General features: G+C 61.1%; 25 protein-coding genes. 6 read left to right on the plus strand and 19 right to left on the minus strand.

Annotated features, from left to right (window positions below; translation table 11 throughout):
* The first annotated feature begins 168 nt into the window (after positions 1–168).
* From Q1B40_RS14670 to Q1B40_RS14695, 6 genes are read left to right on the plus strand one after another with little or no spacing between them, the layout of a single operon-like run.
* Positions 169–1,803, plus strand: coding sequence for a phosphotransferase (locus tag Q1B40_RS14670; RefSeq protein WP_299816019.1), 1,635 nt, complete (start codon positions 169–171; stop codon positions 1,801–1,803).
* Positions 1,796–2,686, plus strand: a complete 891-nt coding sequence (locus Q1B40_RS14675; protein WP_299816021.1) for a GAK system ATP-grasp enzyme — start codon at positions 1,796–1,798, stop codon at positions 2,684–2,686. The genes Q1B40_RS14670 and Q1B40_RS14675 overlap by 8 nt, the downstream gene beginning before the upstream one ends.
* Positions 2,683–3,786: an HprK-related kinase B gene (locus Q1B40_RS14680; RefSeq protein ID WP_299816022.1), complete on the plus strand. Its 1,104-nt coding sequence runs from the start codon at positions 2,683–2,685 to the stop codon at positions 3,784–3,786. The genes Q1B40_RS14675 and Q1B40_RS14680 overlap by 4 nt, the downstream gene beginning before the upstream one ends.
* Positions 3,783–4,487, plus strand: a complete 705-nt coding sequence (locus Q1B40_RS14685) for a histidine phosphatase family protein (RefSeq protein WP_299816023.1) — start codon at positions 3,783–3,785, stop codon at positions 4,485–4,487. Before Q1B40_RS14680 ends, Q1B40_RS14685 begins: the two co-directional genes overlap by 4 nt.
* 18 nt (positions 4,488–4,505) lie before the next feature.
* Positions 4,506–5,843 (plus strand): metallophosphoesterase, encoded by a 1,338-nt coding sequence (locus Q1B40_RS14690; protein ID WP_299816025.1) that lies wholly within the window; start codon positions 4,506–4,508, stop codon positions 5,841–5,843.
* On the plus strand, positions 5,840–6,115 hold the full coding sequence (locus Q1B40_RS14695) for an amphi-Trp domain-containing protein (protein WP_299816027.1): 276 nt from the start codon (positions 5,840–5,842) through the stop codon (positions 6,113–6,115). Before Q1B40_RS14690 ends, Q1B40_RS14695 begins: the two co-directional genes overlap by 4 nt.
* A 238-nt stretch (positions 6,116–6,353) precedes the next feature.
* Here the strand turns inward: Q1B40_RS14695 and hypE are convergent, their stop codons facing one another.
* The 19 genes from hypE to Q1B40_RS14790 form a co-directional block, all read right to left on the minus strand.
* Positions 6,354–7,391, minus strand: coding sequence for a hydrogenase expression/formation protein HypE (gene hypE / locus Q1B40_RS14700; RefSeq protein WP_299816029.1), 1,038 nt, complete (start codon positions 7,389–7,391; stop codon positions 6,354–6,356).
* Positions 7,388–8,539 (minus strand): hydrogenase formation protein HypD, encoded by a 1,152-nt coding sequence (gene hypD / locus Q1B40_RS14705; protein WP_299816031.1) that lies wholly within the window; start codon positions 8,537–8,539, stop codon positions 7,388–7,390. The genes hypE and hypD overlap by 4 nt, the downstream gene beginning before the upstream one ends.
* Positions 8,536–8,793: a HypC/HybG/HupF family hydrogenase formation chaperone gene (locus tag Q1B40_RS14710; RefSeq protein ID WP_299816033.1), complete on the minus strand. Its 258-nt coding sequence runs from the start codon at positions 8,791–8,793 to the stop codon at positions 8,536–8,538. Before Q1B40_RS14710 ends, hypD begins: the two co-directional genes overlap by 4 nt.
* A gap of 12 nt (positions 8,794–8,805) precedes the next feature.
* Entirely contained in the window at positions 8,806–9,627 is an 822-nt protein-coding gene (gene hypB / locus Q1B40_RS14715) for a hydrogenase nickel incorporation protein HypB (protein WP_299816034.1), read from the minus strand.
* Positions 9,627–9,968 (minus strand): hydrogenase maturation nickel metallochaperone HypA, encoded by a 342-nt coding sequence (hypA, locus tag Q1B40_RS14720; RefSeq protein ID WP_299816036.1) that lies wholly within the window; start codon positions 9,966–9,968, stop codon positions 9,627–9,629. Before hypA ends, hypB begins: the two co-directional genes overlap by 1 nt.
* Positions 9,961–10,419 (minus strand): hydrogenase maturation protease, encoded by a 459-nt coding sequence (locus tag Q1B40_RS14725; protein ID WP_299816038.1) that lies wholly within the window; start codon positions 10,417–10,419, stop codon positions 9,961–9,963. The genes hypA and Q1B40_RS14725 overlap by 8 nt, the downstream gene beginning before the upstream one ends.
* Before the next feature lie 212 nt (positions 10,420–10,631).
* Entirely contained in the window at positions 10,632–12,074 is a 1,443-nt protein-coding gene (locus tag Q1B40_RS14730; RefSeq protein ID WP_299816040.1) for a Ni/Fe hydrogenase subunit alpha, read from the minus strand.
* Between the two features lie 14 nt (positions 12,075–12,088).
* Positions 12,089–12,658 carry an NADP oxidoreductase gene (locus tag Q1B40_RS14735; RefSeq protein WP_299816042.1) on the minus strand — a complete coding sequence of 190 codons (570 nt, stop codon included), beginning with the start codon at positions 12,656–12,658 and terminating at the stop codon, positions 12,089–12,091.
* Positions 12,655–13,383, minus strand: a complete 729-nt coding sequence (locus tag Q1B40_RS14740) for a 2Fe-2S iron-sulfur cluster-binding protein (RefSeq protein WP_299816044.1) — start codon at positions 13,381–13,383, stop codon at positions 12,655–12,657. The genes Q1B40_RS14735 and Q1B40_RS14740 overlap by 4 nt, the downstream gene beginning before the upstream one ends.
* Positions 13,380–15,260, minus strand: a complete 1,881-nt coding sequence (locus tag Q1B40_RS14745) for an NAD(P)H-dependent oxidoreductase subunit E (protein WP_299816046.1) — start codon at positions 15,258–15,260, stop codon at positions 13,380–13,382. Before Q1B40_RS14745 ends, Q1B40_RS14740 begins: the two co-directional genes overlap by 4 nt.
* 216 nt (positions 15,261–15,476) lie before the next feature.
* A complete protein-coding gene (hypF, locus tag Q1B40_RS14750; RefSeq protein ID WP_299816048.1) occupies positions 15,477–17,792 on the minus strand; it encodes a carbamoyltransferase HypF in 2,316 nt (771 codons plus the stop codon).
* A gap of 521 nt (positions 17,793–18,313) precedes the next feature.
* Positions 18,314–19,471, minus strand: a complete 1,158-nt coding sequence (locus tag Q1B40_RS14755; RefSeq protein WP_299816050.1) for a M56 family metallopeptidase — start codon at positions 19,469–19,471, stop codon at positions 18,314–18,316.
* Positions 19,458–19,853 (minus strand): BlaI/MecI/CopY family transcriptional regulator, encoded by a 396-nt coding sequence (locus Q1B40_RS14760; RefSeq protein ID WP_299816052.1) that lies wholly within the window; start codon positions 19,851–19,853, stop codon positions 19,458–19,460. The genes Q1B40_RS14755 and Q1B40_RS14760 overlap by 14 nt, the downstream gene beginning before the upstream one ends.
* 102 nt (positions 19,854–19,955) lie before the next feature.
* Positions 19,956–20,234: a DUF2160 domain-containing protein gene (locus tag Q1B40_RS14765; protein ID WP_367279129.1), complete on the minus strand. Its 279-nt coding sequence runs from the start codon at positions 20,232–20,234 to the stop codon at positions 19,956–19,958.
* On the minus strand, positions 20,234–21,031 hold the full coding sequence (locus Q1B40_RS14770; protein WP_068405979.1) for a carbohydrate ABC transporter permease: 798 nt from the start codon (positions 21,029–21,031) through the stop codon (positions 20,234–20,236). The genes Q1B40_RS14765 and Q1B40_RS14770 overlap by 1 nt, the downstream gene beginning before the upstream one ends.
* 11 nt (positions 21,032–21,042) lie before the next feature.
* Entirely contained in the window at positions 21,043–21,909 is an 867-nt protein-coding gene (locus Q1B40_RS14775) for a carbohydrate ABC transporter permease (RefSeq protein WP_068405982.1), read from the minus strand.
* On the minus strand, positions 21,906–22,997 hold the full coding sequence (locus tag Q1B40_RS14780; RefSeq protein ID WP_299816055.1) for an ABC transporter ATP-binding protein: 1,092 nt from the start codon (positions 22,995–22,997) through the stop codon (positions 21,906–21,908). The genes Q1B40_RS14775 and Q1B40_RS14780 overlap by 4 nt, the downstream gene beginning before the upstream one ends.
* Positions 22,998–23,009: 12 nt before the next feature.
* A complete protein-coding gene (locus Q1B40_RS14785) occupies positions 23,010–24,074 on the minus strand; it encodes an ABC transporter ATP-binding protein (RefSeq protein ID WP_299816057.1) in 1,065 nt (354 codons plus the stop codon).
* Positions 24,075–24,196: 122 nt separating this feature from the next.
* A complete protein-coding gene (locus Q1B40_RS14790; RefSeq protein WP_299816059.1) occupies positions 24,197–25,936 on the minus strand; it encodes an ABC transporter substrate-binding protein in 1,740 nt (579 codons plus the stop codon).
* Positions 25,937–26,091: the final 155 nt, after the last annotated feature.

The raw sequence follows: 26,091 nt of genomic DNA on the forward strand, positions 1-26,091 counted from the left end.
TTCGCGGTGGCATGTTGCCGGTTCCGAAAAAACTCCATCCGGCCCCTCGCCAGACCGGTACAAGCGGGATTACGGCCTCACACAGTCAACAACTTCATCCGGTCTGTGTCACAAAACTGTTTTCAGCTAGCTGTACGCGGGAGCTCGAAGTTTATCTCGGACCCCACAATGACTGATTTACCGAAGAGCATCCGGGAAAACCTCCATTTTCTGTGCGCGGAGATCGATGGCCAGCTGGGTCAGCTGGAAGCTTTCTTTGCCGAACCGACAGCGGCGACCGCGCGCCGGATCATGGACCGGGCCGGTTACGCGCATAACCTGAAAACCCGCATTCACGCAGCCTGTGTCCGGCGGATGACTGAAGCTGGCAAGGACAATCGCGCCCATCTGACCCTGCGCAGCCTGGAGTTCATCGCGACCGATCTGCAGCGCCTCGCCAATCTGGCACGCCAGTCCCTGTGTCATGTCGAACGGATCGAAACCTTCGAGACGCTTGTCCCCGCGCGCTATCCGGCGATCGTACAACGGGTGCGCCAGGGGGTCGCCCGGATCGAGGAGGCCTTTTTCAGGAATGACAGCGAGCGGGCCATCGGCATTGGTCAGTTGCAGGACAAGATCGAGGCCGACTACCGGAAGCTCTTCAAGATCTACACAAGGGAAATGCGCAATCCCGATGTCCTGCCGGCAGACATTGCCAACAGCCTGCTGGTTGCCAGCAACTTCCAGCGCATGGGCGAAACCCTGAAGGCCATCAGTGAAGCGGTGATTTCTGCGAACATCGGTCAGGCGGTCAATTTCGAACGCTATTTCGCCCTTCAAAGTCTGATGTCGGACCTGGAAGGCAATGGCGACGACATGAAGATCGAGACCATCGCCGAAACCCGCTCGGGCGGTTCCATCTCGGCGATCAGGCACAGCAAGACGGAAACCGTCGCCGCCGTCTTCAAGGAAGGGGAAAAAAGCAAGGTCAAGGAGGAGCGCCAGGGCGTGAAGAGCTGGCATTCGATCTATCCCGGCCTTGCCCCGAAGATCCTCTCCTACCGGAAACGCGATCAGTCCGCAGCGCTCCTGATCGAACACCTGCCCGGCCTGACTTTCGAGCATATCGTGCTCAATGAATCCGATACGCTCTGCGAAACCGCGCTTGCCTGCCTTGCTGCCACCTTGAAGGACATCTGGAAACAGACGAGGACCGGCGAGCCGGCCGAACTGGGCAGCATGCAGCAACTCTCCAGACGGCTGGGGTCGGTGCGCCGGGTGCATCCGGAATTCAAGGATACCGCGATCCGCTTTTCAGGCGAGGTCCTCCCCTCCTTCGACGCACTTATCGCGGAAGCCGCTGCACGCGAGGCGAAGATGTCGGCGCCGTTCTCCGTCTATATCCACGGAGATTTCAACGTCGACAACATCATCTTCGACCCGGGTGAAAACCGCATCCATTTCATCGACCTTCACCGCTCCCGATACATGGACTATGTGCAGGACGTGTCGGTCTTCATGGTGTCGAACTATCGTCTCCAGGTGCTCGATCCGGAAACCAGACGCAGGATCATGATTGTCTCCCAGTCATTCTTCAAGTCGGCGCGGGCCTTCGCGCGCAAGCAGAGCGACGAGACATTCGAATACCGGCTGGCCCTCGGACTGGCCCGCTCGTTCGCGAGTTCCACCCGTTTCATTTTCGACAAGTCCCACGCCCGGCGCATGTGGCTGCGGGCACGCTACCTGATCGAACAGGCGCTCGCCTGCCCGCCCGGAGAAGAAGCCAAATTCCGGCTTCAGATGAAGGAGATCTTTGTTGACTGATCTGAAAATCGGCGTCGTCGGCATTCCCGGGAAATGGTCTACCGAGGTTCTGGCGGACGCGCTGGAGGCACGAACCGGGTTCCGTTGCGTGGTCGACATGGCAGATGCCGTCCTCGATCTTGAAAACCGGACGCTTTTCGCCGGCGGCCGGAACCTTTGCGAGCTCGACGGTCTCGTCATCAAGAAGATCAGCCAGGACTACAGCCCGGCAACGCTGGACCACCTCGAGATGCTGCGGGTCGCCGAGGCCTGCGGTGTCAGGATCTTTTCAAGGACCCGGTCGATCCTGGGTCTGGTCAACCGGCTGAGCTGCACGGTCACCCTTGCCAATGCAGGCATTGCGATGCCGGCGACCTGCGTGACCGAAAATGTCGACGAGGCTCTCGCCGCTCTCCAACGCTTCGGCAGCGCCGTATTCAAGCCGCTCTTCTCCACCAAGGCCCGCGGCATGCTCGTTATGGACGCCGACGAGGGCGAAGGCCTCCTCCGGCAGCGGATAACCGAATTTCAGGACGAAAACCCGGTAATCTATCTGCAGAAGAAGGTCAGGTTGTCCGGACGCGATCTCGGCATGGTGTTTCTGGGCGGGGAGTATCTGGGGACCTATGCCCGGGTGGCGCAGACCGGCAGCTGGAACACCACGATCCTGCACGGCGGCAAATACGAGCCGTTCGAACCGGACGGCGACCTGATCGATCTGGCCCGCCGCGCGCAGGCGCCATTCGATCTGGATTTCACGACCGTGGACGTGGGGCTGACCGATGAGGGCCCGGTCATATTCGAGGTCTCGGCCTTCGGCGGTTTCAAGGGGGCGCTCGAGGGCGCGTCCATCGATGCCGCATCGCTCTATGCCGACTATGCAATTGCAAAGGTTTCGCCATGAACAGGATCGGCGTTCAGGATATTGTCGATGCGCTTACCCCCGTGCGGGCGACCAGTGCATGCGACCCGGTTTGTCTGACTGTCGGCGGGTTTGTCGTCGAAGTCCGCTGTGTCTCGGAAACGCTGCTGGCTGAACTGCTGCGCTACTTTCAGCACGTGATCTCCGTGCCCTGCAAGCCGGACATGACCGTCCATGTTCTAGGTCCGGCCGAGTTGCCGTTCATGGTGGACTACACAGACTGGACGCGGGACCCCGGCAAGACCACGGGGCGCAAGGACGCCGTCTGCGACCTTGAAAACGGTCGCCTCGTTTCGAAAGTGCGCACCGGTGTCAACTTCTTGCAGGCGACGGAATGGGCAATTGCCTTCGGTCCGACCGAGACCAACCCGAACCAGGTGATCAACTTCATCAACACCCAGATCCTCAATCATTTTCAAAGAGAAGGCTGGGCTGTCTGCCACGCCGCAGCGGTTCGCACGGCGCACAAGGGCCTCGCCATTTCCGGGCTGTCCGGTGGTGGCAAATCCACGACCATGTTGCGGCTGATGGAGATCGCCGGCACGCAATATGTCACCAACGACCGCCTGCTGGTTCGCAACTCGGGCAACCGCACAGATGCGCTCGGCATCCCGAAACTGCCGCGCATCAATCCCGGCACGATCGTCACAAATGCCCGCCTTACCGGCCTCATCGACGAGGAGCGCGAGGAAGAACTGCGCAACATGGAACCGGACGAACTCTGGCACGTTGAAGAAAAATACGACCTCTTCATCGAGGATATCTACGGGCCCGGTCGCATCGCCCATGAAACCGGGCTGACCGATTTCTGGGTGCTGAACTGGTCGCACGACAGCGATGAGGCGACCAGCGTGAAGAAGGTGGACCTGAAGGATCGCGCGGATCTTCTCTCCGCGATCATGAAGAGCCCCGGGCCGTTCTACCAGTTGCCGGACGGGTCCTTCTGGTGCAACCGGTCACCGGTCGACACGGCGGCCTATCTGCATGCCCTTGCCGGCATTCAAGTCTGGGAGGTCTCCGGACAAATCGATTTCGATGCCCTGTTCGACGAAGGTGCGCTCTTGCTGGGAAGTTCCACATGACCACCCGCTACGCCATCTTGCTGCGTCACGGCGACTACCGCCAGAAGCCGGAGACGCCGAGCGCCCTGCAGCCCCATGGCCTGACGGATGCCGGAAAGGCGCAGGCCCTGGAAGCCGGTAACGCACTCGCACGACTGGCCGAAGACGAAGGCTGGCAGATCGCCCCGGAAGTCTTCTCCTCAAGACAACAGCGCGCATGGCAGACGGCGGCCCTGATGTGCCAGTCGTTTTCAGAAGCAACCGGATTGCCCCTTGCCGTGAGCGAACACGAAGCGCTCGCAGAGCGCAGCGTTGGTGCCTTGGCCAATCTGACAGTCGCCGAAATCGAACAGGTTCTTGCCGACGATCCCCGTCATGCGCCGCCGCCCGGCGACTGGAAGTCGGACAGCCACTATAGGCTGCCGGTCCAGGGAGCGGAAAGCCTGATGGAGGCGGGAGAACGGGTTGCCGCCTTTGTGAAGGAACAGCTCGGCAGGCTCGATGAACGGCATCCCGGTGCGAATGCGCAGATCTTTGTCGGCCACGGCGCGGCCATGCGCCACGCTGCCCATCATCTGGGGGTTCTGGTGTTCGAGGAGATCCGGCAGTTGAGCATGCACCACGCAAGGCCGTTGGTTCTGAAAACCGGTGCGGACGGCAGCTGGTCACATCACTGCGGCGCCTGGAAACAGCGCCGCATTTCCGAAACCGCAGTGGACTGAGACTAAGGAGCGACAATCATGACGCATCCAACTCCGCTTCTTTCGCGGATCGCCCGTGACGCCGATCTCGGCATTCCGGAAAGCTGCATTGTCTGGCCGCTGAACGGGCACGGCGACAGCCCGCTGCCGGGCACCTCCGCGCCGGATGTTGCCGCCAGCCTTGCCAGGACCAATGCGCTCGGCCAGTGGGACTGGCCGGACAAGCCGGTGGTCTTCATTTCCGATCTGCATGCGGATGCCGAAAGTCTGCTGCGCTCCCTCGTCGCCGCGAAGGTAATCCCGCGTGGGAGTGACGGCCTGAGCGATTTCACCCTCACGCCCTTCGGCCGAAGCTGCCAGATCGTCATCGGCGGCGATTGTCTCGACAAGGGCCCGAGCAACCTCGACCTGCTCGACAGCCTCGCCAGACTGATGAAATCCGGTGCGGACGTGGTTCTGCTGGCCGGCAATCACGACTTGCGGCTGTTTCTCGGCCACGAAGCGCTGACCGTGAAGCGCAATTCTCTCAGCGCCCACATGTTTGTGCGCATGGGCAAGAAGGTCATGCCGCTCCTCAGGGAAGTATTCGAGCGTCATGTGGATGCCGAGACTGCGATGGAAGACATCCCCGACGAGACGGCCTGCCTGGATCTGATGGTACCCGGAAAGAAATGGACAAAGCAGTTCCCGAGGGAGGCTGCCCCATACATGAACAAGGCAGCCATCGACAAGGAAATGCGGCGTCTGAAAAGGAAGGCGGAGAAATTCGCCGACCATGCCGCCGACTGCGGCCTCACCATCCGCCAGCTTTATGCTGCGGCGCTGAAATGCAGGCAGCTGTTCGTCGAGCCTTCAGGTCACTACGCCTGGTTTTATCGCAGCATGAAAGCGGTCCATCAGAGCGGCTCGCTGCTCTTCGTGCATGCAGGTATCGACGATCACATGGCCGCGCAGATTTCCAGGAAAGGCCCCGCCCATGTCAACCGGCGCTTCAGGAAGGAAAGCCGGAAAGACCCGTTCGTGTTCTATTCGGGCACCCTCGCGAACCTGATGCGCACCAAGTACCGGGACGTGGATCACCCGCTGACGGAAACCGGCGTGGAGGAACTGCATCTCGCAGGCATCAAGCTTCTCGTTCAGGGGCACGTCAACCGGCACAACGGCCAGGAGCTGACGTCCAGACACGGCCTGCTGCACCTGGAAGCGGACATCACCCTTGACCGGCATTCAAGAAGCGCCGAGGGTCTGGAAGGCATCGGCAGCGGAGCGACGATCATTTATCCCGACGGTAATATCCTCGGCATCAGCCGCGACTACCCGCACGCCAAATGGTTCAACCCGGCACGGTTTCTCCAGCAGCACGGGCTGTCGCAATGATGGAACGAAAAGGCCGCTTCCGGCACCAGTCCCTGCAGGACAAGAAGTCCATCCAGAAACTGCTCGACGCGATCAAGCGCGGCATCGCCAAGGGTGAATTGCAGTTCGGCGACGATACCGGCGAGATCACCCTTGAGCCCAGGGGCCTGATGAACCTGCGCGTCACAGCCACCTCCGAGGACGATCAGTCCCGCCTCGACCTGCGCATCACCTGGACCAACGACAGCGAAAACGGCAAGGACAGCGGCAAGCTGAAGGTCAAGGGCGGTTAGCGTCCCCGGGTCGTTCCGACGCTGCAAACACTACAGCTTCTTATACCGGTGCCGTCAGCAGCGTCGATTGGTCCCATGCAAACTTCAGGGGTGAGGCGTCACTGCCGCTCCGTCATTGCAGGACATGATCCTGCAATCCATGCCGGGACCTTGAAACAACTCAGGCCGGTGTTCATGGCAACCAAACGGCATGACGGCATGGAAATATATTTCCAAAATCATCACCTGTCCCGCACCCTCAACAGATCCGCGGCAGCTGTTCGCCCGACAGCCAGTCGACGACGCGCGATCCGCCGAAGCCGGTCTGCATCACCACCATCCTGTCGGCATCCTCGACAATCTCCCCGACCTTCTCCGACAGCCTTCCAAGCGGATGGGCGCGCATGATCTCCAGCAGAAGGTCGGCGTCGGCGGCCTCGCAGATACAGATCAGCTTGCCTTCGTTGGCGACATAGAGCGGATCGAGCCCAAGCAATTCGCAGGCGCCCTCCACGTCGGGACCGACCGGAATGGCATCTTCCTCAAGCATCACGCCAACTCCGGAAGCATGGGCGATTTCATTGAGCGCGGTGGCCAGACCGCCACGCGTCGGGTCGCGCAGGACGGCAATGCCGGGAACGGCGGCGATCATGTCGGCGACGAGGCCGTGCAGCGCCGCACTGTCGGAAAGGATTTCCGTTTCGAACTCCAGGTTTTCCCGTTTGGACAGGATCGCAACGCCGTGGTCGCCGATGGAGCCCGACAGCAGCACGACCTGACCCGGCCGTGCGGCGGCCGGCGAGATCGACACGCCGTCCGGCAGGACGCCCACACCGGCGGTGGTGATGAAGACACCGTCGCCCTTGCCCTTTTCCACCACCTTTGTATCGCCGGAGACAACCGGAACACCGGCCTCCCGCGCGGCCCGGGCCATGGACATGACAATCCGTTCCAGATCGGCCAGCGGAAAGCCTTCCTCCAGAATAAAGCTCGCGGTCAGAGACAGCGGACGCGCACCCGCCATGGCAATATCGTTCAAGGTACCGTGCACCGACAGCGAGCCGATGTCGCCACCGGGAAAGAACAGCGGCGAGATCACATGCGCATCGGTGGACATCACCAGCCGTCCAGGCGGCACATCGAAGACCGCCGCATCGTGCCGCTGATCGAGGATCGGGTTCTTGAGGTGGCGGTGGAACAGGTCTTCGATCAGCTCCGCCATTGCGCGGCCGCCGCCGCCATGGGTCATGTCGACAGCACCGGTGCGGTATTTCGGCGAAGCGTCCACGCTGTTCATGCAGCGGCTCCCCTTGCCGGAAGCGCAGCCCCGCGTTTACGTCCATAGGTCCAGTAGGCGGCACAGGCGCCCTCCGAGGACACCATGCAGGCGCCCATCGGATTGTCCGGTGTGCAGACCGTTCCGAACAGCTTGCACTCCGTCGGCTTTTTTACCCCACGCAGGATCGCCGGACATTCACAGGATTTGACCTCCCGGGAGTCCTTCGGGCTGACGGTAAAGCGTTTTTCAGCGTCGAACGCGGCATAGGCGTCACGGATCCTCAAGGCACTGTCGGAAACATAGCCAAGGCCGCGCCATTCAAACGTCTTGCGCAGCTCCAGCACCTGAGCGACGAGGCTTTGCGCCTTGCGGTTTCCCTCACGCGTGACGACCCTGGTGTACTGGTTTTCCACCACGTGGCGCCCCTCGTTGATCTGGCGGATCAGCATCAGGGTCGACTGCATAACGTCAAGCGGCTCGAAACCGGCGATCACCACAGGCTTTTCGAAATCCCGCGCAGCTGGTTCATAGGGCGCCCAGCCGATGACCGAGCTGACATGGGAGGGCCCGAGAAACCCGTCGATCCGCACCGGTTTTTCACCGGGCTCGGACGGTGCGTTGACGATATGCGCGATGGCGGGCGGGGTCAGCACATGGTTGCAGAAGACGGTGAAGTTCGTCAGGCCTTCCGCCTGCGCCTGCAGGATGGCAACGGCCGTCGGCGGGGTGGTGGTCTCGAAACCTATGGCGAAGAAAACAACCTGCCGGTCAGGATTGTCCCGCGCCACATTGAGCGCATCCTGCGTGGAATAGACCATGCGGATGTCTGCGCCTTCTGCCCTCGCCCGGATCAGGCTTTTCTGCTTTGTGCCCGGCACACGCATCATGTCGCCGTAAGTGGTCAGGATCACGCCTTCTTTCAGCGCAAGCTCAACCGCATCGTCCAGGCGGCGGACAGGCAGCACGCAGACCGGGCAACCTGGACCATGAACATATTCGACATTCGCGGGAACCAGATCCTGCACACCGTAGCGGAAGATGGCGTGGGTATGCCCGCCGCAGAATTCCATCAGGTTGTAATGCCGGTCCGGATCCGCTTCCCTGGCAATGGCCGCAGCGAGCTTGCGGGCGAGCCCACCGTCGCGGAATTCTCGAATATACTTCATGCGCCCGCCTCCCCGGCCATCTCCGCGAGTTCCTCCGCCAGAACGCCGGTTTCAGCCATCAGCTGAAGCGTGCGCTCCGCCTCCTCCACACTGAGCTTGTGCAATGCAAAGCCGACGTGGACGAGAACATAATCTCCGACGGCCACGTCTTCGAGCAGAGCCGTGGAGACCGGTTTCCTGATCCCTTCCAGGGCGACGGTCGCCATGTCGTCAGCCTCGACGGAAACCACAATTGCGGGTATGGCAAGGCACATGAGCGGGATCTCCTATTCCGCGGCCAGCGGGGCCGGATTTGCCGCGTGCACGGTGCGCACGTCTTCCAGCCAGCTCATCCAGCCGTCAAACCCCTCGCCTGTCCGCGCCGAAACCTGCAACACCCTGATACCGCTGTTGACCCGTTTCGCATTGGCCACCGCCGCGCCGACGCAGAAATCGACATGCGGCAGAAGATCGGTCTTGTTGAGGATCATCACGTCGGCCTTGGCAAAGATATCGGGATATTTCAGCGGTTTGTCCTCGCCTTCGGTCACCGACAGGATCACCACCTTGAAGGCTTCGCCGAGATCGAAACCGGCCGGGCAGACCAGATTGCCGACATTCTCGATGAAAAGGATGCCTCCCGGTTCAAGCGGCAGCTTTTCGAGGGCATGACCAACCATATGCGCATCGAGATGACAGCCCTTGCCGGTGTTGATCTGGATGGCCGGCGCGCCCGTTTCACGGATGCGGTCGGCATCGTTGGAGGTCTGCTGATCCCCTTCGATGACGGCAGCCGGCGTTTTGCCCGCAAGCCGCTTCAGAGTTTCCACCAGAAGCGTCGTCTTTCCTGACCCCGGACTGGACACCAGGTTGAGCGCCAGAACGGTTTTTTCAGCAAGCAGTGTCCTGTTCCGGTCGGCATGAGCATCGTTCTTGCCGAGAATGTCTGCTTCCAGCCGGATCAGGCGCGATTGGCTCATGCCCGGCACCGAGAGCCCGGTATCGCCTTCACCGAAGTGAACATGACCGGTCCCATGATCATGATCGGGATCATCATCATGCTTGTGCCCGTGCACATGACTGGTACCGCAACCGCAAACCGTACACATCACACCACCTCCAGTTCCCGGATTTTCAGGTCTTCCCCGCTCACGACCTGCAGGGCTTCCGAGCCGCACTCAGCGCAGGTATCGAACCGCTCTTTCACCGGGACGGTCTTGAAACAGGACAGACACAGAGCTTCGGCAGGCGGACGCGCAATCTCCAGCACCGCCCCTTCCGCCAAAGAGCCCTTCATGACAACGTCGAAGCCGAACTGCAGCGCTTCCGGCTCCACGCAGGAGAGCGGGCCGATATCGACGCGAACGCGTTTGACCCGGCTGAAGTGGTCAACGGCCGCCTGATCCTTCAGGATGTCAAGAATGCTCTCGCAGAGCGACATTTCATGCATGGGCAGCCGCCTCCAATGGAACGGTTTCCGACAGCCAGCTCAGGAAAAACATCTCGGCTTCGGCGAGATTGGCCGCTGCCTTGTCCGAGAGCCCCTCTTTCACCTCACCATAGTCATAGCCGGAAATGCCGAGCACAAAGGCGCGGGGAGAGGCGCCGTACAGCGTCTCGCAAAGGGCAAGAACTGTTTCCGGGACCAGACTGTGACTGCCCAGAACCTCCGGAGCGCCGGGCGACACTTCCCTGAAGGAGAACGCTTTCTCGCCGTTGATTTCGGCATCGGCGAACACCACCAGATCGTGGCCGGAAACCGTCAGCGCATGCTCGGCGACAAGCTGGTAATCGGTATCCACATCCAGTCCCGGCAGACCGCGCGCAGCCATGCCTTCCGAAAACGCCGGTCCAAGCCCGTCATCCCCGCGCCCCGGATTGCCGTAACCGATCAGAAGCATGTCATTTTCCTCAGCTTTGGCAGCGGGAAGCTCACCACATGAAAATAATCTCCATCGTCATCCCGGCCAAACGCAGCGCGAGCCGTGACCGGGGAGCCAAGAACCTGTCTGACATGCTCCCTAGCCACCGGCTCACCGGTCCCGGATCTCCGCTTTTCTGCGTCCGGGATGACGAATTGAGAGACTGTCATGTTGTTCGACATTTGATCACATCAAACACACTGCGTCCGGCTGTCGAGCAGACCGCCTTCCGCGTTGAACAGCTCCACCTGCAGCGGCATCTGGCCGAGGGCGTGGGTGGCGCAGGACAGGCACGGGTCGTAGGCGCGGATCGCCACCTCGACATGGTTGAGCATGCCTTCGGTGATCTGCTCCTTGCCGGACAGGTGCTTGATCGCGACATCCTTCACCGCCCGGTTCATGCCCTCGTTGTTATGGGTCGTGGAGACGATCAGGTTGCAGTAGGTGACCTGGTCGTGCTCATCGACCTTGTAATGATGAATGAGATTTCCGCGCGGCGCCTCGATCACGCCGATGCCCTCTTCACGCCGATCGCCCGTGGCGATCAGGTCGGTGCCCTGAAGATCGGGATCGTGCAGAAGCTCGCGCATCTTCTCCACGCAATGCAGCACCTCAATCATGCGCGCCCAGTGATTGGCGAGCGTCGAATTGTTCGGTGTGCCACAGGTCACCGCCTTCAGCTCCTTGAGCGCGGCGTCCGCCAGCGGCGTGTCGATGAAACTCGCCGTGTTCATACGCGCCAGCGGCCCGACCCGGTACCAGCCGTCGTCCGGCCCTATATCCCCGATGAAAGGGAACTTCATGTAGGACCAGGAGCGCACATCCTCCACGATCAGCTCGTGATATCTGCTGTAGGGCACCTGATCAAAAAGCATCTCTCCGGTGGAACTGAGCGCCCGTAGAGTGCCGTGATAAAGATCCAGCGCGCCATCGCTTTCCCGTACCAGAGACATGTAGTTGGAGGGAAAGGAGCCGAATTCGGCCACCAGGTCCTCGTGCTCCAGCGTGTAGTCGCGGGCGAGTTTCACCGCATCCTGCGCCCATTCGGTCATTTCATCTATCGACCCGAGGAAGTGGTCGCGGCGCTCGACAGGCAGATTGCGGTTGATGCCGCCGGGAATGGCACCGGTGCCGTGCACTTTCTTGCCGGCTGTCGCCTCGATGATTTCCTGACCGTATTTGCGCATCAGAATTGCGCGCTTTCCGAGCTCCGGCTTTTCCTTGATCACCTCGAAGATGTTGCGCTTTTCCGCTGGCGCACCGAAACCGAACAACAGGTCCGGAGCGGCCAGATGAAAGAAATGCAGCACGTGCGACTGCATCACCTGGCCGTAATGCATCAGCCGGCGCATCTTTTCCGCCGTCGGGGTGAGCTGATCGACACCGGCGATCATGTCCATCGCCTTGGCCGCCGCCAGATGGTGGCTCACCGGACAGATGCCGCAAAGCCGCTGCACGATGACCGGCACCTCCCACATCAGGCGTCCCCGGATGAACCGTTCAAAACCGCGGAACTCGACGATATGCAGCCGCGCCTCGTCGACCTGGTTGTTCTCGTCGAGGTGAATGGTCACCTTGCCGTGGCCCTCCACGCGGGTGACCGGCGAGATCTCGATCAGTCTGGGTTCGCTCATGTCAGCCTTGCGCCTCAGTCGAATTTGATCATTTCACGCTCGAAGCCACGGAATTTTCCGGTCAGCAGCTTGGAGAGCGTGTCGAAAATGATGTCGCCGCCCGGTGCGCAGCCGGGGATCTGATAATCGATCTCCACCACTTCCGAACACGGATAGACTTCATCCAGCAGCAACGGCAGCGCCGGATCGTTGGGCACGTTGTGGGTCGTGTTGCGAATATATTTGCCGGTGATATAGGCTTCCTCCAGGCACTCCCGGAGCGGGGCGTCCGAATGCATGATCGCGTTGCGCATGGCCGGCAGCCCTCCCATGATCGCGCATTGCCCGAGGGCGATCAGCACGTCGCAATTGCGTCGGAAGTCATGCAGCACATGCACGTTCTCCTCGTTGCAGCAGCCGCCTTCGATGATGCCGATGTCGCAGCGCGTGGTGAAGCGTTTCTTGTCCGTCAGCGGCGAACGGTCGACATCAACCAGCTGCATCAGATCGATCAGGCGCTCGTCGATATCGAGGATCGCCATGTGGCAGCCAAAACAGCCGGCCAGAGATGCGGTTGCGATGCGTGCCTTGGGAAGATCGCTCATTTGCGCCTCGCCTCGATTTCATGACCGATCAGGCCCTTGTCGAATTCCCGTTCGCCGATGGGCGTCACGAAACCGACCCGCTTGCGGATGATGCAGCCGACCGGACAGACCTCGGACGAAATCGCATGATCCGTCACCTGCGCATCCGTATCGGCGAGATTTTCGCCGTTCACCGCCACGCGCCGATGAATGCCACGCCCGACATAGCCGAAGACACCCTTGCCATCGACATCCTCCGACGCGCGGATGCAGCGCCCGCAACTGATGCAGCGATTGGTGTCGAGGGCGATGTCCGGATGCGAGGCATCGAGCGCCCGGCAGGGCTCCAGATAGGGAAACCTTGTCGTCTCGGTCATGTCGAGCCGGTAGGCCATCGCCTGCAATTCGCAATTGCCGCTCGCCTCACAAATCGGGCACAGATGATTGCCTTCGTGGAACAGCATCTCCACCAGGTCCCGGCGCATCTTGGTCAGATGCGGGCTTTCGTTTTCCACCGCCTGTCCGGGGGCCGCGGGCTGCGTGCAGGCGGCCACACTGCGCCCGCCCGCCTTGACCGTACATACGCGGCAGCTGCCCTGATGGCGGAGGCCTTCGTGGTCACACAGACGCGGGATGTAGACCCCGGCTTCGTCGGCGGCTTCCATAATGGTTTCACCGGCATAGGCGGTAATCTCGACCCCGTCGATTGTGAAGGTGAAGCCGGTCTCTTTCTTCGTGCCGCTCATTGCGTGAAATCCCTGTCGAAAATGTAGGAGCGGCGCTTGGCAATCTTGCGCGCGCCATCGATGGCCGACTGGATGTCGAACGTATCGCGAATGCGGTCCTTGTTCGGCTTGGTCACAGCCGAATAGACCAGCGGGAAATTCTGCAGGGTCGAAAGGATCGGGTTGGGCGATGTCATGCCCAGGCCGCAACGGCTCGTTTCGATGATCGTGCCGGAAAGTTCCTTCAGATAATCGATGTCCTCCGGGTTCGCGAGACCCTTGCGGAACTTGCCGATCGCCTTCTGCAGGAACACGTTGCCGACCCGGCAGGGCGTACAGTAGCCGCAGCTTTCATGCACGAAGAAGGACATGTAATATTCGACGATCTCAAGAATGTTGCGTTCGCCGTTAAAGACGATGATCGCGCCGCCTGTCGCCAGATCGTCGAAAGTCAGTTTGCGGTGAAAGCTGTCGCGGGCAATCATCGTGCCGCTCGGACCGCCGACCTGGACAGCCGCCGCATCCTGCCCGCCGGCCATCTCCAGGATCTCCCGGACGGTGTGGCCATAGGGAAGCTCGTAGATGCCGGGATTGAGGCAGTCGCCGCAGATGGAGAACAGCTTGGTGCCGTGAGAACCTTCCGTGCCCATGGCGTGGAACCAGGTCGCGCCCCTGTCCAGAATGCGCGCCGCATGACAGAAGGTCTCGACGTTGTTGACCACCGTCGGATGACCGAGATAACCGCGGTTGACCGGGAAAGGTGGACGGGTCTTCGGCTCGCCCGGCAGCCCCTCGCAGGAACTGATCAGCGCGCCTTCCTCGCCACAGATATAGGCACCCGCCCCGAGTTGCAGGCGGACGTCGAAATCGAAGTTTCGAATGCCGTGGATGCCCTTGCCGAGAAGTCCCCGGCGGCGGCGGTCCTCCAGCACCTGTTCAAGCAGTTCGCGCAGATAGACATACTCGCCGCGCAGATAAAGTATGCCCTCGTTGGCCCCGACGGCCCTGGCGGCGATCGTCATCCCCTCGATCAGGAGATGCGGCCTCTCGGTCAGAAGCACCCTGTCCTTGAACGTTCCGGGCTCGCCTTCGTCCGCATTGCACAGGATAAAGCGTTTCTCGGCCCTTTCCGCAGCAGCAAAGCGCCACTTGTGTCCGGTCGTGAACCCCGCGCCGCCGCAGCCGCGCAAGCCGCTCTCCTCGATAGCGGCGATAATCAGCGACGGCATCATCGCGGCGGCTTTGTCCAGACCTGCGTCTTCCGGCACCGGTCCGAGCAGCACCTCACCGGCGTGGCGGATATTGTTGTCGACCATCCGGGTCGCGCGCTCGTGCGGCGTGAGTTCGGCATAGCGCTCGCTGATCAGATGGTCCGGCGTCCGGCCCGCTTTCAGAGCCTCGGCCGCCGCGCGGGCCGTATCGACCGTCAGCCGGGTCAGAACCACGTCGTTTATCATCGCGGCGGGGGCCTGGTCGCACATGCCGATACAGGGCGTGTATTCCAGCGAGAAAGCCCTGTCGGCGGATGTCTCGCCCATGCGAATGCCGAGCACCTCCTCGAAGACGGCCACGACCTCCGCCAGTCCCGCATAGCGGTCGACGATGTCGTCGCACAGACGGATGGTGACGCGGCCCTTAGGCGTCAGGGAGAGGAACGAATAGAAACTCGCAACACCTTCCACCTGGATACGGGTGAGACCGGTCTCGGCCGCGACACTGTCCATCGTGGAGGGTGAAATGCAGTGGTAACGGTCCTGGACTGCCCGCAGGATGTCCAGCATCCGGTGCTTGTCGTTGCCGAAGGTCTGGCAGATCGCTGCGATCTCTTCGGCGGGAACCGCACCGACATCGCATGCGGTAGACGACAGTCCGCTGGTACACTCCTGACCGTTATCCATGGCAGGCCTCCTTCAGGCGCCTGAACACCAGGAACTCAGCGCTTAAATCGATTAGACCGGTATGAAAGTCGTTGCGCATGAGGTAACCGCCAAATCATTTGTGATGATCCCGATGGCCTTAGGCTTCCAGAGTTGCACTCAAGCGTCGTTGACGCAAATCAACATGCCTGAATTCGAGGCAGTCTTTTTCAGTTCCCGCCAGTCAGTTCCAACCGGTCAGTTGCCGCCGGCCACACTCCGGGCCGCCGCGATCACCCCCTGCCCCAGAGCCAGCCCACCATCGTTTGCGGGAACAGTTTTGTGGTTCACGGCCCTGAAGCCCATCGCGTTCAGGCGGTCGGTCAGGCCGTCTTTCAAGATGGCGTTCTGGAAGACGCCGCCGGAGAGAACCACCGCGTCCCCCGGCCGCGCTCCGCAGCGAGACAGCCCCTCCGCGAGCCCTCCGATCAGACCAAGATGAAATCGGGCCGCGATGCGCCCGCGCTCCAATCCGGCGTGCAGATCCGCGATCAGCTCCTGCCACAGGGGCGCGAATGAAAACCGCAGGGGGGAGGACAGGAAATCGACAGAATAGCCGCTTTCGTCCTGCACGAAGGGCCGCGCAAGACTTTCAAGCGCCATCGCGGCCTGCCCCTCGAAACTCTGGCGGTGAAAACTGATTCCGAGCATCGCGGCGACCGCATCGAATAGACGGCCGGCGGAGGAAGATGGCGGCGCGTTGAGCGATCTTTCCATCATCTGCTCCAGCATTGCCAGGTTCTTTTCCTCAAGCGCGGCCGCCACAGGCAACCCGGCAAGCCGGTCGCGAAAGTCCGGACCGAAGGCGGTGCGAAGATAGGCCGCAAGGTTCCGCCACGGTTCACGCATTGCCGCAGCTCCCCCCGGCAGGGGAACGGGCAGGAAATATCCGGGACGCTGAAAGTCCTCAAATCCGCCCTTGAGTATTTCCCCGCCCCAGACCGTGCCGTCTTCTCCCCAACCGAGGCCATCGAGAATGACCCCATACACCGGGTGTTCTCCGGCAAGCGCCCAGCCCCGCTCGGCAAGGCAGGAGGCCAGATGGGCGTGGTGATGCTGCACGCGCACCAGATCTGCACCGAACTCGGCCGCAAGTTCTTCTCCGTAAACGCTCGAAAGATATTGCGGATGTCCGTCCACCGCGATCACCTCCGGCGTGAATTGGTAGAGATCGAGGTAGAGCCGCAGCGTTTTCTTATAGTCGGCGAATGTCGGAGCGTTCTCCAGATCGCCGAGATGCTGCGACAGCACCGCATCGCAGCCGTTGATCAGGCAGAAGGCGGATTTCAACTCACCACCCATGGCCAGCACTCTCGGCGCCCGTTCGAAATCCGGCGCCAGCCTCACCGAGGCAGGCGCATAGCCACGGGCGCGGCGCAACATGGAAACGCCCGACCGGTCCAGCCGCAGGACGCTGTCATCCAGCCGGTTGACGATTTCCCGGTCGTGCATCAGGAAACCGTCGACGATCTCGGCTAGGCGAAGCCGTGCTCCGGCGTTCTGCGTTTCCTGCGGATTTTCTGACAGATTGCCGGATGTCATGACGATCGGCCTGTCGAGCTTCGCCAAGAGCAGGTGATGCAGGGGCGTGTTGGCCAGCATGACACCGAGCCGACCCTGTCCCGGTGCGATGCCCTCCGCAAGTGCTCGGCCCGCCGTTTCCAGCAGCACGATGGGCGCCGCCGCGCTTGCCAGAACCTCGGCTTCCTCGTCGCTGACACGGCAATACCTGCGGATCTGGCCGAGGTCCCGCGCCATCAGGGCCAGAGGTTTGTCCGGACGGCGTTTGCGCTGGCGAAGCGTTCTGACGGCGGCTTCGTTGCCGGCATCGACGGCGACCTGAAAGCCGCCCAGGCCCTTGACCGCCAGAATATCCCCGGCCTGCAACCGTTCGGCGGCAAGCGTGACGGGGTCGCCTTCCGCCTCGCATCCATCAGTGCCCTCGAACCACAGCCTTGGACCGCAGTCCGGACAGGCAACGGGCTGGGCATGGAACCGGCGGTCAGCCGGGTCCTCATACTCCGCCCGGCAGGACGGGCACATTGCAAAGCCGGACATAGACGTAGAGGCACGGTCATAGGGAATATGCCGCAGGATGGACAGGCGCGGACCACAATGGGTGCAATTGGTGAAGGCGTAGCCGTGATGTCTGTTCGAGCGATTGCCGATATCGGCAAGGCAGGCGGGACAGGTGGCCGCATCGGGCACAACACCGGTCGCCACGACACCCTCGCCGCTTTCCAGGATCTGGAAGTTGTTCGGAACAGAAGCGGTCTCGATGTCGACGATATCGAGGCTGTCCACGCGCGCGAGCGGCGGTGGCCCGGCGGTCAATCGGACGAGAAACCGCTCCAGAACCTTCTCTGGTCCGAAGACTTCGATCCGGACCCCGGCTCCGTCATTCAGCACATGGCCGGTGATCTCCAGTTCGCGTGCAAGCCACCAGACGAACGGACGAAAGCCGACACCCTGCACCAGCCCCTTGACCCGAATGGATTTACCAGCCTGTCTCACGCGCTTTCCGGCCCCGATAAAAGCAATGCTCCTACAGAGCCGGTCGGATGCCTGAAATCAAGGGCGACTTGCCACGCCTCATGCTGAAGACAGACATTTGGATCGTCATCAACTCTGTTGAATGAAGAAGAGGCTGAGTACCACCCTCGGCTGTCACCCCGGCCAAGCGCAGCGCTGAGCCGGGGCCCACTCGTTCGCAGAGGCTCTGTTGGGTGTCTCCAAGGCCGCTTCACACACAGCCTCGGGACAAACAATACGGCGCGCAAGGCCCGAAGCAGGTAGCGATCGCCGATGTACAGTCGCCCTTACTTCAGCAAGCGGCACCGCGAGTGGGCCCCGGGGTCTCCGCTTCGCTGCGCCCGGGGTGACACCCTCCGCAAGGGAGCGTTACCAAATCAAGAACGTAACCGCCCGGACTTCCCCGGAAGACCGGGAAGCCTCCTCCGGATAGCGTTGACCCGATTGCAGCAGCAGCCCTCACGGTCGTCATGTCGCACGCAGTACAGCGGAAACCGGAATGGTCACCGCAACGGCCGCTGGCCGAAGGTGTTGATCACCTGCAAACGCTCCAGATTGACAATCGCCGAAAGCATGAGCCGGTCCTGACTCCAGTCCGCCGGTTTCTGGATCGCCAGCGCCGCAAGGAAAACGACCGCCACCATCGGCAGGACCGCAAGCCCGACAATGCCCCAGTGCGGATGAAGCCGGTTCGGTTCCATCAAGGCTTCCACCCGGCGCCGGAGCTTCTGGGCCGGCGAGCGGCGCAGCAGCCGGTCATTGACTTCAATCAGGGCCACGGACGCGACGCTGCCCGAGCGATCGTGTCTCATCAGTTCCTGCCGCTTTTTCAGCCCGGCTTGTGCGGCTCTCAGCAGGCACAGGCAATAGGATCTCAGATCCACACGGGCATCCTCGGCAACTTTCTGGTCACACGCCAGTTCGCGAAGCCGCTCGACCTCCGATTTCCAGACGTAATAGAACGGGTTCCAGAACAGCATCGGACGCAGGCATTCCAGCGCGACTTCCCAGGTGACGTCGCCCCGGCGCAGATGCTGGAATTCATGTCTGAGGACAAGACCGAGATCGTCCGGCTCGGCCAGAAGATCCGAGGGGATCACCACGTAGTGGTAGTAACCCCCGCGTGCGGAAAAAGGCACAAGCGCGCGATCCGACAGCAGAAGCTTAAGCCGCCCGTTGCGCCGCCAGAGATGGCAGCCGGACAGCATCCGGTGGAGCCGCGCGAAACTCACCGCCAGCCGCAGCCCGAAATAGGTGAACCCGGCGATCAGAAGCAGCGCCACGCCCTTGCCGAAGCCCGGCTCCATGGCGAGAATGCTCTCGCTCATGCGGCTGCGCAGTCCGAGAAGGGACTGGAAGTCCTCCGCCGGAATACCGATGCCGCCGCGCAGATACTGCGCCACCGCGTAGTCCGCCAGATTGACCGGCAGCCTGGCGGGAAGCACTTCCGCCGCAAGCATGTAGTGGTAGGCGGCCACGATGGCCGGTGACAGAACAATGATGGCAAACAGGCCGTTCAGCAAACCGAGCTGGAGCGTAAAGGCGAGCCTCTTTCCAGTCCGGGCCAGAACCAGTTTTGCGGTTAACCACACGATGGCCGTGACGGCCAGTGTGATGTTCAGATCGATGTAAACATCGAACATCCCGTTAAGTAGCGTCATCTGTCCTCCTCCTGTCCAGCAACGCTCTGATCTCCTCCAGGTCCTGCTTCGAAAGGTCGTATTCATCGACGAGCCGCGCCACCAGGGACGCAGGCGTGCCGTCGAAGAGTTTATCCGACAGGTTTCGAAGAAAACGGGACTGGTAGGTGTCTTTGGTCAGCCGGGGGGAATAGATGAATGTCTTGCCTTCTTTCCGGCTGTCCACGAAGTTCTTTTCGTCCAGGATCCGCATGATGGTGGCGCACGACGTATAGGCCAGTTTTCTTTCCGGCGGCAGACGCGCGAGAATATCCCGCACGGAGCCTTCGCCGAGTTTCCAGAGTTCGGTCATGAACTCCAGCTCGACTTCGGTCAGAAACTCGTTGCTCTTACGTTTTCTCATTATTTTCCTGCGCCAATTGCGGATTGGATGGGGCCACGGCGCCTATTCTTGCATCAATGCCGGCTAAAATACTATTCCTTTAGTCGAATACGATCCCGGTCGTCAGACCTTCCAGAAGCAGAATGTTCCCCAGCCGATGCTGATCGCCAGGGGCCACCACAGCGGCGGGCCCATGAAGCCCAGCCAGGCGAAGAAGATGAAGGCGCTGCCTAAAAGGGTAATGAACAGCCGGTCGCCGCGCGTTGTCGTCAGCCCAAGAACACCGTTGCGGGCCTGTCCGCCCGGATAGCGCACTTCCAGCAGTATCAACACGCCGATTGCAGAGAAAATCCCGACGAACAGCAGCGCCGTCGGCCAGGTCCAGGCCATCCATCCGAGCATCAGACCCTCCCCAGGGCAAAGCCCTTGGCAATGTAGTTACGGACGAAATAGATGACGATGGCGCCGGGAATGATGGTCAGGGTCCCGGCCGCCGCCAGCAGCCCGAGTTCGTAGCCCGCGGAGGAAGCGGTCCGGGTCATCACGGCGGCGATAGGTTTGGCCTCGACGGCGGTGAGCGTCTTGGCGAGCAACAGTTCCACCCAGGAAAACATGAAGCAGAAGAAGGCGGCGACGCCGACCCCGGCCGTGATCGAGGGCAGGAAGATGGTGACGAAGAACTTCGGGAAGGAATAGCCGTCCACATAGGCCGTTTCATCCAGTTCCTTCGGCACCCCGCTCATGAACCCTTCCAGGATCCACACCGCCAGAGGCACGTTGAACAGGCAATGGGCAAGCGCCACCGCGATATGGGTGTCGAACAGCCCGACGGCCGAATACAGCTGGAAGAAAGGCAGGGCGAAGACGGCCGCCGGCGCCATGCGGTTGGTCAGCAGCCAGAAGAACAGGTGCTTGTCGCCGACGAACGTGTAGCGGGAAAACGCATAGGCCGCCGGCAGCGCGACGACGACCGAGATGATCGTGTTCAAGGTCACGTAGATGATGGAGTTGATGTACCCCCAGTACCAGGTCGGATCGGTGAGGATCGCGGTATAGTTCGCCAGGGTCCAGGTCTGCGGAAACAGGGAGAACCCGGCAAGGATCTCGTTGGTGGTCTTGAAGCTCATCGCGACCAGCCAGTAGATCGGCAGCATCAGGAAGAGGATGTAGATCACGGGAACCAGGCTTTTCAGGCGCATTTCGGTTCTCCTCAGGACTTGTTGTCGTTCATCGTCATCAGCGTGTAGAACAGCCAGGAGGCCAGCAGCGTGATGGCGAAATAGATGAGGGACATGGCGGCCGCCGGTCCGAGGTCGAACTGTCCGAGAGCGATCTTCACCAGGTCGATGGACAACAGCGTGGTGGAGTTGCCGGGTCCGCCGCCGGTCAGCACGAACGGTTCGGTATAGATGTTGAAGCTGTCCATGAAGCGCAGCAGGATGGCGATGGTCAGCACCGTTTTCATCTTCGGAAGCTGGATATAGCGGAACACCGCCCAGTTCGAAGCCCCGTCGATTTCCGCCGCCTGGTAGTAGGCGTTCGGGATCGAAACCAGGCCGGCATAGGCAAGCAGCACCACCAGCGACGTCCAGTGCCAGACATCCATGATGACGATGGTCACCCAGGCGGCGAGCGGGTTCTGGGTCATGTCATAGGAAATGCCCAGCGTGTGGTTCATGAAATAGCCGAGAAGTCCGATGTCCGGCAGGGTGAAGATGTTCCACATCGCGCCGACCACGTTCCACGGGATCAGCATGGGAAGCGCCATGGTGACCAGGCAGAACGGCACCCAGAACCCCTGTCGCGGCATCGCCAGGGCGATGGCAACGCCAAGCGGCACCTCGATGATCAGGATCAGGAAGGTGAACAGAAACTGGCGGCCGAGCGCCTTGTGAAAGCGTTCGGATGTCAGCACCTGCTCGAACCAGTCGATACCTTGCCAGAAGAACAGATTGTCGCCGAAGGTTTCCTGGACGGAATAGTTCACCACGGTCATCATCGGGATGAGCGCGTTGAATGCGACCAGCAGCAGCACCGGCGTGACGAACAGCCAGGCCCGTTGGTTCAGCTTCTTCATAGCGCACCTCCCTCGGGCCGGCTTGCCAGCCAGCCGTCCTTGTAGAGCCGGGTCTGGGACTGTTTGAAATCGAGCATCACCGCATCGCCCGCATTCGGCGCCTCACCGTCGAGGATTGCGTGGATGCGGCTGTCATGGGCGATGGCTTCAACCACCTTGTGGCGGCCGATGTCGGCCACCTTGCGGACATGGGCAGCGATCCCGCCACCGGTTCTGGACACCGACACGAACTCCGGCCGGATACCGACTTCGGCCTTGCCGTCGCCGGAAATTCCGGACGGACCCTCCAGCGTGATTTGCTCGCCGCCGAAGAAGGCGGCCCCGCCGCGGACGTCGCAGGGCAGGACATTCATGCCCGGCGATCCAATGAAATGGCCAACGAAGGTGTGCGCTGGTCGTTCGAACAGGTCCACCGGGGTGCCGATCTGGACGATCTCGCCGTCCTGCATCACCACCACCTGATCGGCGAAGGTCAATGCCTCGGTCTGGTCGTGGGTGACATAGATCATCGTCGCCCGCACCCGCTGGTGCAGCTCCTTGAGCTTGGAACGCAGCTTCCACTTCAGGTGCGGGTCGATCACGGTCAGCGGCTCGTCGAACATGACGACATTGACGTCCTCGCGCACGAGGCCGCGGCCCATGGAGATCTTCTGCTTGTTGTCCGGAGAAAGGTTCGACGCGCGCGTCGACAGCATGCCGGTGACTTCCAGCATCTCCGCGATCGCGGTCACCCGCTGTTTGACGATGGCCTCGTCCCGGCCGCGATTGCGCAAGGGAAAAGCCAGATTGTCGTAGACGGTCATGGTGTCGTAGATGACCGGAAACTGGAACACCTGCGCAATGTTGCGCTTCGCCGGCGGCAGGGCCGTCACATCCCGGTCATCGAACAGGATCTTGCCTTCCGAAGGAACGAGAAGACCGGAGATGATGTTCAACAGCGTGGACTTGCCGCAGCCGGACGGACCCAGAAGCGCATAGGCGCCGCCGTCTTCCCAGGTAAGATCGATCTTCTTGAGCGCGTAATCGTCATCGCCCGCCGGATCGGGACGATAGCTGTGCCGCAGGTTGGAGAGTGTGATTTGTGCCATGAGGTCCTCTCCCTATGCTGACAGCGTGCCGTCGGGCGCGAAGAAAAAACAATGGTTCGGGTCCAGGTGGAAGGTATGCACCTCACCGACCTGATAGGGATGCACGCCCGCTGACAGGGACACCCAGGGCTGACCGTTCATCTCGAAATGGGCGCTGCTTTCCGAGCCGCTGAGTTCGGTCACCAGAACGCGTCCCGAGAGCCTGACCGAATGGTCCGGCGTTTCCACCGGCAAAACATGATGCGGCCGGATCGCCAGCGTATAGCGCCCGTCGGCAAGGCTCGCCGCAGCACCCGGCAGGGTCCAGCTTGTCGTCTCGTTCAGAACGACCCTTTCCCCCTGCTTGGTCACCTGCGCAACATTGATCGGAGGATTGGAGAACACTTTCGCCGCATCCAGATCCCTGGGCTTGCGGTAGATGTCGGCGGTGGGGCCGAACTGGACCACCTTGCCGTCCGTCATCAGTGCGGTCTTGCCGCCGAGCAGAAGCGCTTCCTCGGGTTCGGAGGTCGCATAGACGACAACCGCTCCGCGACCGGCGAACAATTCGGGAAGCTGGTCACGCAGCTCTTCGCGCAGCTTGTAATCCAGGTTCGCCAGAGGCTCGTCGAGAAAGACGGCGTCGCTTTCCTTGACGATGGCGCGTGCCAGCGCGGTCCGCTGCTGCTGGCCACCGGACAATTCGTGCGGTTTGCGGTTCAGGAAGGGTTTCAGCTTCATGAGGCCCGCAGCCTCCTCCACCCGTCCCTCGATTTCCGACTTCGCCACGCCCGCAACCTTCAAGGGCGAGGCAATGTTGTCGAAGACCGACATATGCGGGTAGTTGACGAAAAACTGGTGCACCAGGCTGATGTTGCGCTTTTGCGCCGACAGGCTGGAGACATCCCTGCCATTGAGGATGATCTGCCCGGAGGCGAGGCTGTCGAGACCCGCCATAAGCTTGATCAGCGAGGTCTTGCCCGAACCGGTTTCTCCGAGAAGAACGTTGAAATGGCCGGTTTCAAGCGTCAGGCTCGTTTCCTTGACGTGGGTGATGCCAGCCACGCGCTTGCTGACGTTTTTAAGTTCCAGGGACATGTATCTTCGCCCGCGTCCGGACTGGCTCAGGGTTTGGAACTCCGAAACCCCGGCCGTCACATTCGCATAGGTGGAGGACCGGGGAATGCCCCGGTCCTGTTGTTGGGATCAGACGATCCGGCTCAGTTTTCCGCCCAGCGGGCAACCAACTCGTCATAGTTCACGGTCTGGCCCTGAGGCTTCTCGTTGTCGAGTTTGGCCTTCGGAGCACCCGGCTGGGACAGCCAGTATTCCGGGTCCTTTTCCTCGTTCAGACGCGGACCGCAGCCACCGTAGACGTTGGCGCGTTCATCAGCCTGCTGCATGCGGGCCATAACGATGTCCATTTCTTCCGCCAGACGGTCCATGGCTTCCTGCGGCGTGAAGGCGCCGGAGTTCACGTCACCGATCTGCTGCCACCAGATCTGGGCCAGCTTCGGATAGTCAGGAACATTGACGCCGGTCGGCGACCAGGCCACCCGGTCCGGAGAGCGGTAGAATTCGACCAGCCCGCCGAGTTTCGGAGCCCGTTCGGTGAAGGACTCGTGACGCACGGTGCTATCACGAATGAAGGTGAGACCGACATGGCTCTTCTTCACGTCAACCGTCTTGGAGACCACGAACTGGGCATAGAGCCAGGCGGCTTTCGCACGGTCTTCGGGCGTGGATTTCAGGATGGTCCAGGAACCCACGTCCTGATAACCGACCTTCTGGCCTTCTTCCCAGTAGGGACCATGCGGGCTCGGAGCCATGCGCCACAGCGGCGTACCCTCGTCGTCCACCGTGTTGTTGCCTTCGGACTTCGGCTTCACCATGTCCGCGGTGAACGCGGTGTACCAGAAGATCTGCTGGGCAACGTTGCCCTGGCTCAGTGCCGGCAGGGACTGGTAGAAGTCGAAGCTGGCAGCGCCCGGAGGGGCGAAGTTGCGCAGCCACTCGTCCCATTTGCGGATCGCGTAGACAGCCGCAGGACCATTGGCGGCACCACCGCGGGAAACCGAAGCCCCCACCGGATTGCAGGTGCCTTTTTCCATACGGATGCCCCACTCGTCGACCGGGATGCCGTTCGGCTCGCCCTTGTCGCCGGCGCCGGCCATGGAGAGCCAGGCATCGGTCATGCGCCAGCCGAGGTCCGGTGCGCGCTTGCCGTAATCCATATGTCCGAAGATCTGGACGCCGTCGACTTCCTTCACGTCGTTGGTGAAGAATTCGGCAATGTCCTCATAGGCGGACCAGTTGACCGGAACGCCCAGGTCATAACCGTATTTGGCCTTGAAGGCCGTCTTCAGGTCTTCGCGGTCGAACCAGTCCTTGCGGAACCAGTAGAGGTTCGCGAACTGCTGGTCGGGCAGCTGGTAAAGATCGCCGTCCGGACCGGTGGTGAACTGGGTGCCCATGAAGTCGTCCAGGTCGAGCCCCGGATTGGTGACATCCTTCGCTGTGCCGTCCATCCAGTCGGACAGGTTGTAGGCAAGCTGCAGGCGGGAATGGGTGCCGATCAGATCGCTGTCGTTGACATAGGCGTCATAGAGGTTTCGTCCGGTCTGCATCTGGGTCTGGACAGCCTGAACGACTTCGCCTTCACCGAGAATCTGGTGATTGACCTTGATACCGGTGATTTCCTCAAACGCTTTCGTCAAGACTTCCGACTCGTAGGAATGAGTTGGAATACCTTCTGACAGGACGTTGATCTCCATGCCGTTGTACGGCTCGGCCGCCTTGATGAACCACTGCATCTCGGCAAGCTGATCGTCCTTCGACAGGGTCGATGGCTGGAATTCCTGGTCAATCCACTTCTGTGCCGCTGCTTCGTCGGCAAAAGCGGATCCTGACCCCGCAATCACAGCGCAAGCTGCAACCGCGGAGAGTAGATACTTACGCATCTGCATCTCCTCCCAATGAGATAAATAGCGCCGTGTTTATCCGGCTGCCGATACTTGGACACAGCGTTGCCATGTTGTCAAACTAATTTTTTAGTAGATTTATTTCGACCCAAAAAACAATTCAAGTCATTGATATAAAGGAAACTATTTCCAAC

The organism is uncultured Roseibium sp., from assembly GCF_947496995.1.
In the GTDB taxonomy this organism is placed as follows: Bacteria; Pseudomonadota; Alphaproteobacteria; order Rhizobiales; family Stappiaceae; genus Roseibium.

What these genes read in the sequence shown, in the direction of transcription:
- Q1B40_RS14690 (WP_299816025.1), top strand. Translation starts at nt 4,506, where the DNA reads ATGACGCATCCAACTCCGCTTCTTTCGCGGATCGCCCGTGACGCCGAT.
- Q1B40_RS14730 (WP_299816040.1), bottom strand. Translation starts at nt 12,074, where the DNA reads ATGAGCGAACCCAGACTGATCGAGATCTCGCCGGTCACCCGCGTGGAG.
- Q1B40_RS14725 (WP_299816038.1), bottom strand. Translation starts at nt 10,419, where the DNA reads ATGCTTCTGATCGGTTACGGCAATCCGGGGCGCGGGGATGACGGGCTT.
- Q1B40_RS14755 (WP_299816050.1), bottom strand. Translation starts at nt 19,471, where the DNA reads ATGACGCTACTTAACGGGATGTTCGATGTTTACATCGATCTGAACATC.
- Q1B40_RS14785 (WP_299816057.1), bottom strand. Translation starts at nt 24,074, where the DNA reads ATGTCCCTGGAACTTAAAAACGTCAGCAAGCGCGTGGCTGGCATCACC.
- Q1B40_RS14685 (WP_299816023.1), top strand. Translation starts at nt 3,783, where the DNA reads ATGACCACCCGCTACGCCATCTTGCTGCGTCACGGCGACTACCGCCAG.
- Q1B40_RS14760 (WP_299816052.1), bottom strand. Translation starts at nt 19,853, where the DNA reads ATGAGAAAACGTAAGAGCAACGAGTTTCTGACCGAAGTCGAGCTGGAG.
- Q1B40_RS14710 (WP_299816033.1), bottom strand. Translation starts at nt 8,793, where the DNA reads ATGTGCCTTGCCATACCCGCAATTGTGGTTTCCGTCGAGGCTGACGAC.
- hypD (WP_299816031.1), bottom strand. Translation starts at nt 8,539, where the DNA reads ATGAAGTATATTCGAGAATTCCGCGACGGTGGGCTCGCCCGCAAGCTC.
- Q1B40_RS14775 (WP_068405982.1), bottom strand. Translation starts at nt 21,909, where the DNA reads ATGAAGAAGCTGAACCAACGGGCCTGGCTGTTCGTCACGCCGGTGCTG.
- Q1B40_RS14695 (WP_299816027.1), top strand. Translation starts at nt 5,840, where the DNA reads ATGATGGAACGAAAAGGCCGCTTCCGGCACCAGTCCCTGCAGGACAAG.
- hypA (WP_299816036.1), bottom strand. Translation starts at nt 9,968, where the DNA reads ATGCATGAAATGTCGCTCTGCGAGAGCATTCTTGACATCCTGAAGGAT.
- Q1B40_RS14670 (WP_299816019.1), top strand. Translation starts at nt 169, where the DNA reads ATGACTGATTTACCGAAGAGCATCCGGGAAAACCTCCATTTTCTGTGC.
- Q1B40_RS14780 (WP_299816055.1), bottom strand. Translation starts at nt 22,997, where the DNA reads ATGGCACAAATCACACTCTCCAACCTGCGGCACAGCTATCGTCCCGAT.
- Q1B40_RS14765 (WP_367279129.1), bottom strand. Translation starts at nt 20,234, where the DNA reads ATGCTCGGATGGATGGCCTGGACCTGGCCGACGGCGCTGCTGTTCGTC.
- Q1B40_RS14790 (WP_299816059.1), bottom strand. Translation starts at nt 25,936, where the DNA reads ATGCGTAAGTATCTACTCTCCGCGGTTGCAGCTTGCGCTGTGATTGCG.
- Q1B40_RS14770 (WP_068405979.1), bottom strand. Translation starts at nt 21,031, where the DNA reads ATGCGCCTGAAAAGCCTGGTTCCCGTGATCTACATCCTCTTCCTGATG.
- Q1B40_RS14745 (WP_299816046.1), bottom strand. Translation starts at nt 15,260, where the DNA reads ATGGATAACGGTCAGGAGTGTACCAGCGGACTGTCGTCTACCGCATGC.
- Q1B40_RS14680 (WP_299816022.1), top strand. Translation starts at nt 2,683, where the DNA reads ATGAACAGGATCGGCGTTCAGGATATTGTCGATGCGCTTACCCCCGTG.
- Q1B40_RS14735 (WP_299816042.1), bottom strand. Translation starts at nt 12,658, where the DNA reads ATGAGCGATCTTCCCAAGGCACGCATCGCAACCGCATCTCTGGCCGGC.
- Q1B40_RS14740 (WP_299816044.1), bottom strand. Translation starts at nt 13,383, where the DNA reads ATGAGCGGCACGAAGAAAGAGACCGGCTTCACCTTCACAATCGACGGG.
- hypE (WP_299816029.1), bottom strand. Translation starts at nt 7,391, where the DNA reads ATGAACAGCGTGGACGCTTCGCCGAAATACCGCACCGGTGCTGTCGAC.
- hypB (WP_299816034.1), bottom strand. Translation starts at nt 9,627, where the DNA reads ATGTGTACGGTTTGCGGTTGCGGTACCAGTCATGTGCACGGGCACAAG.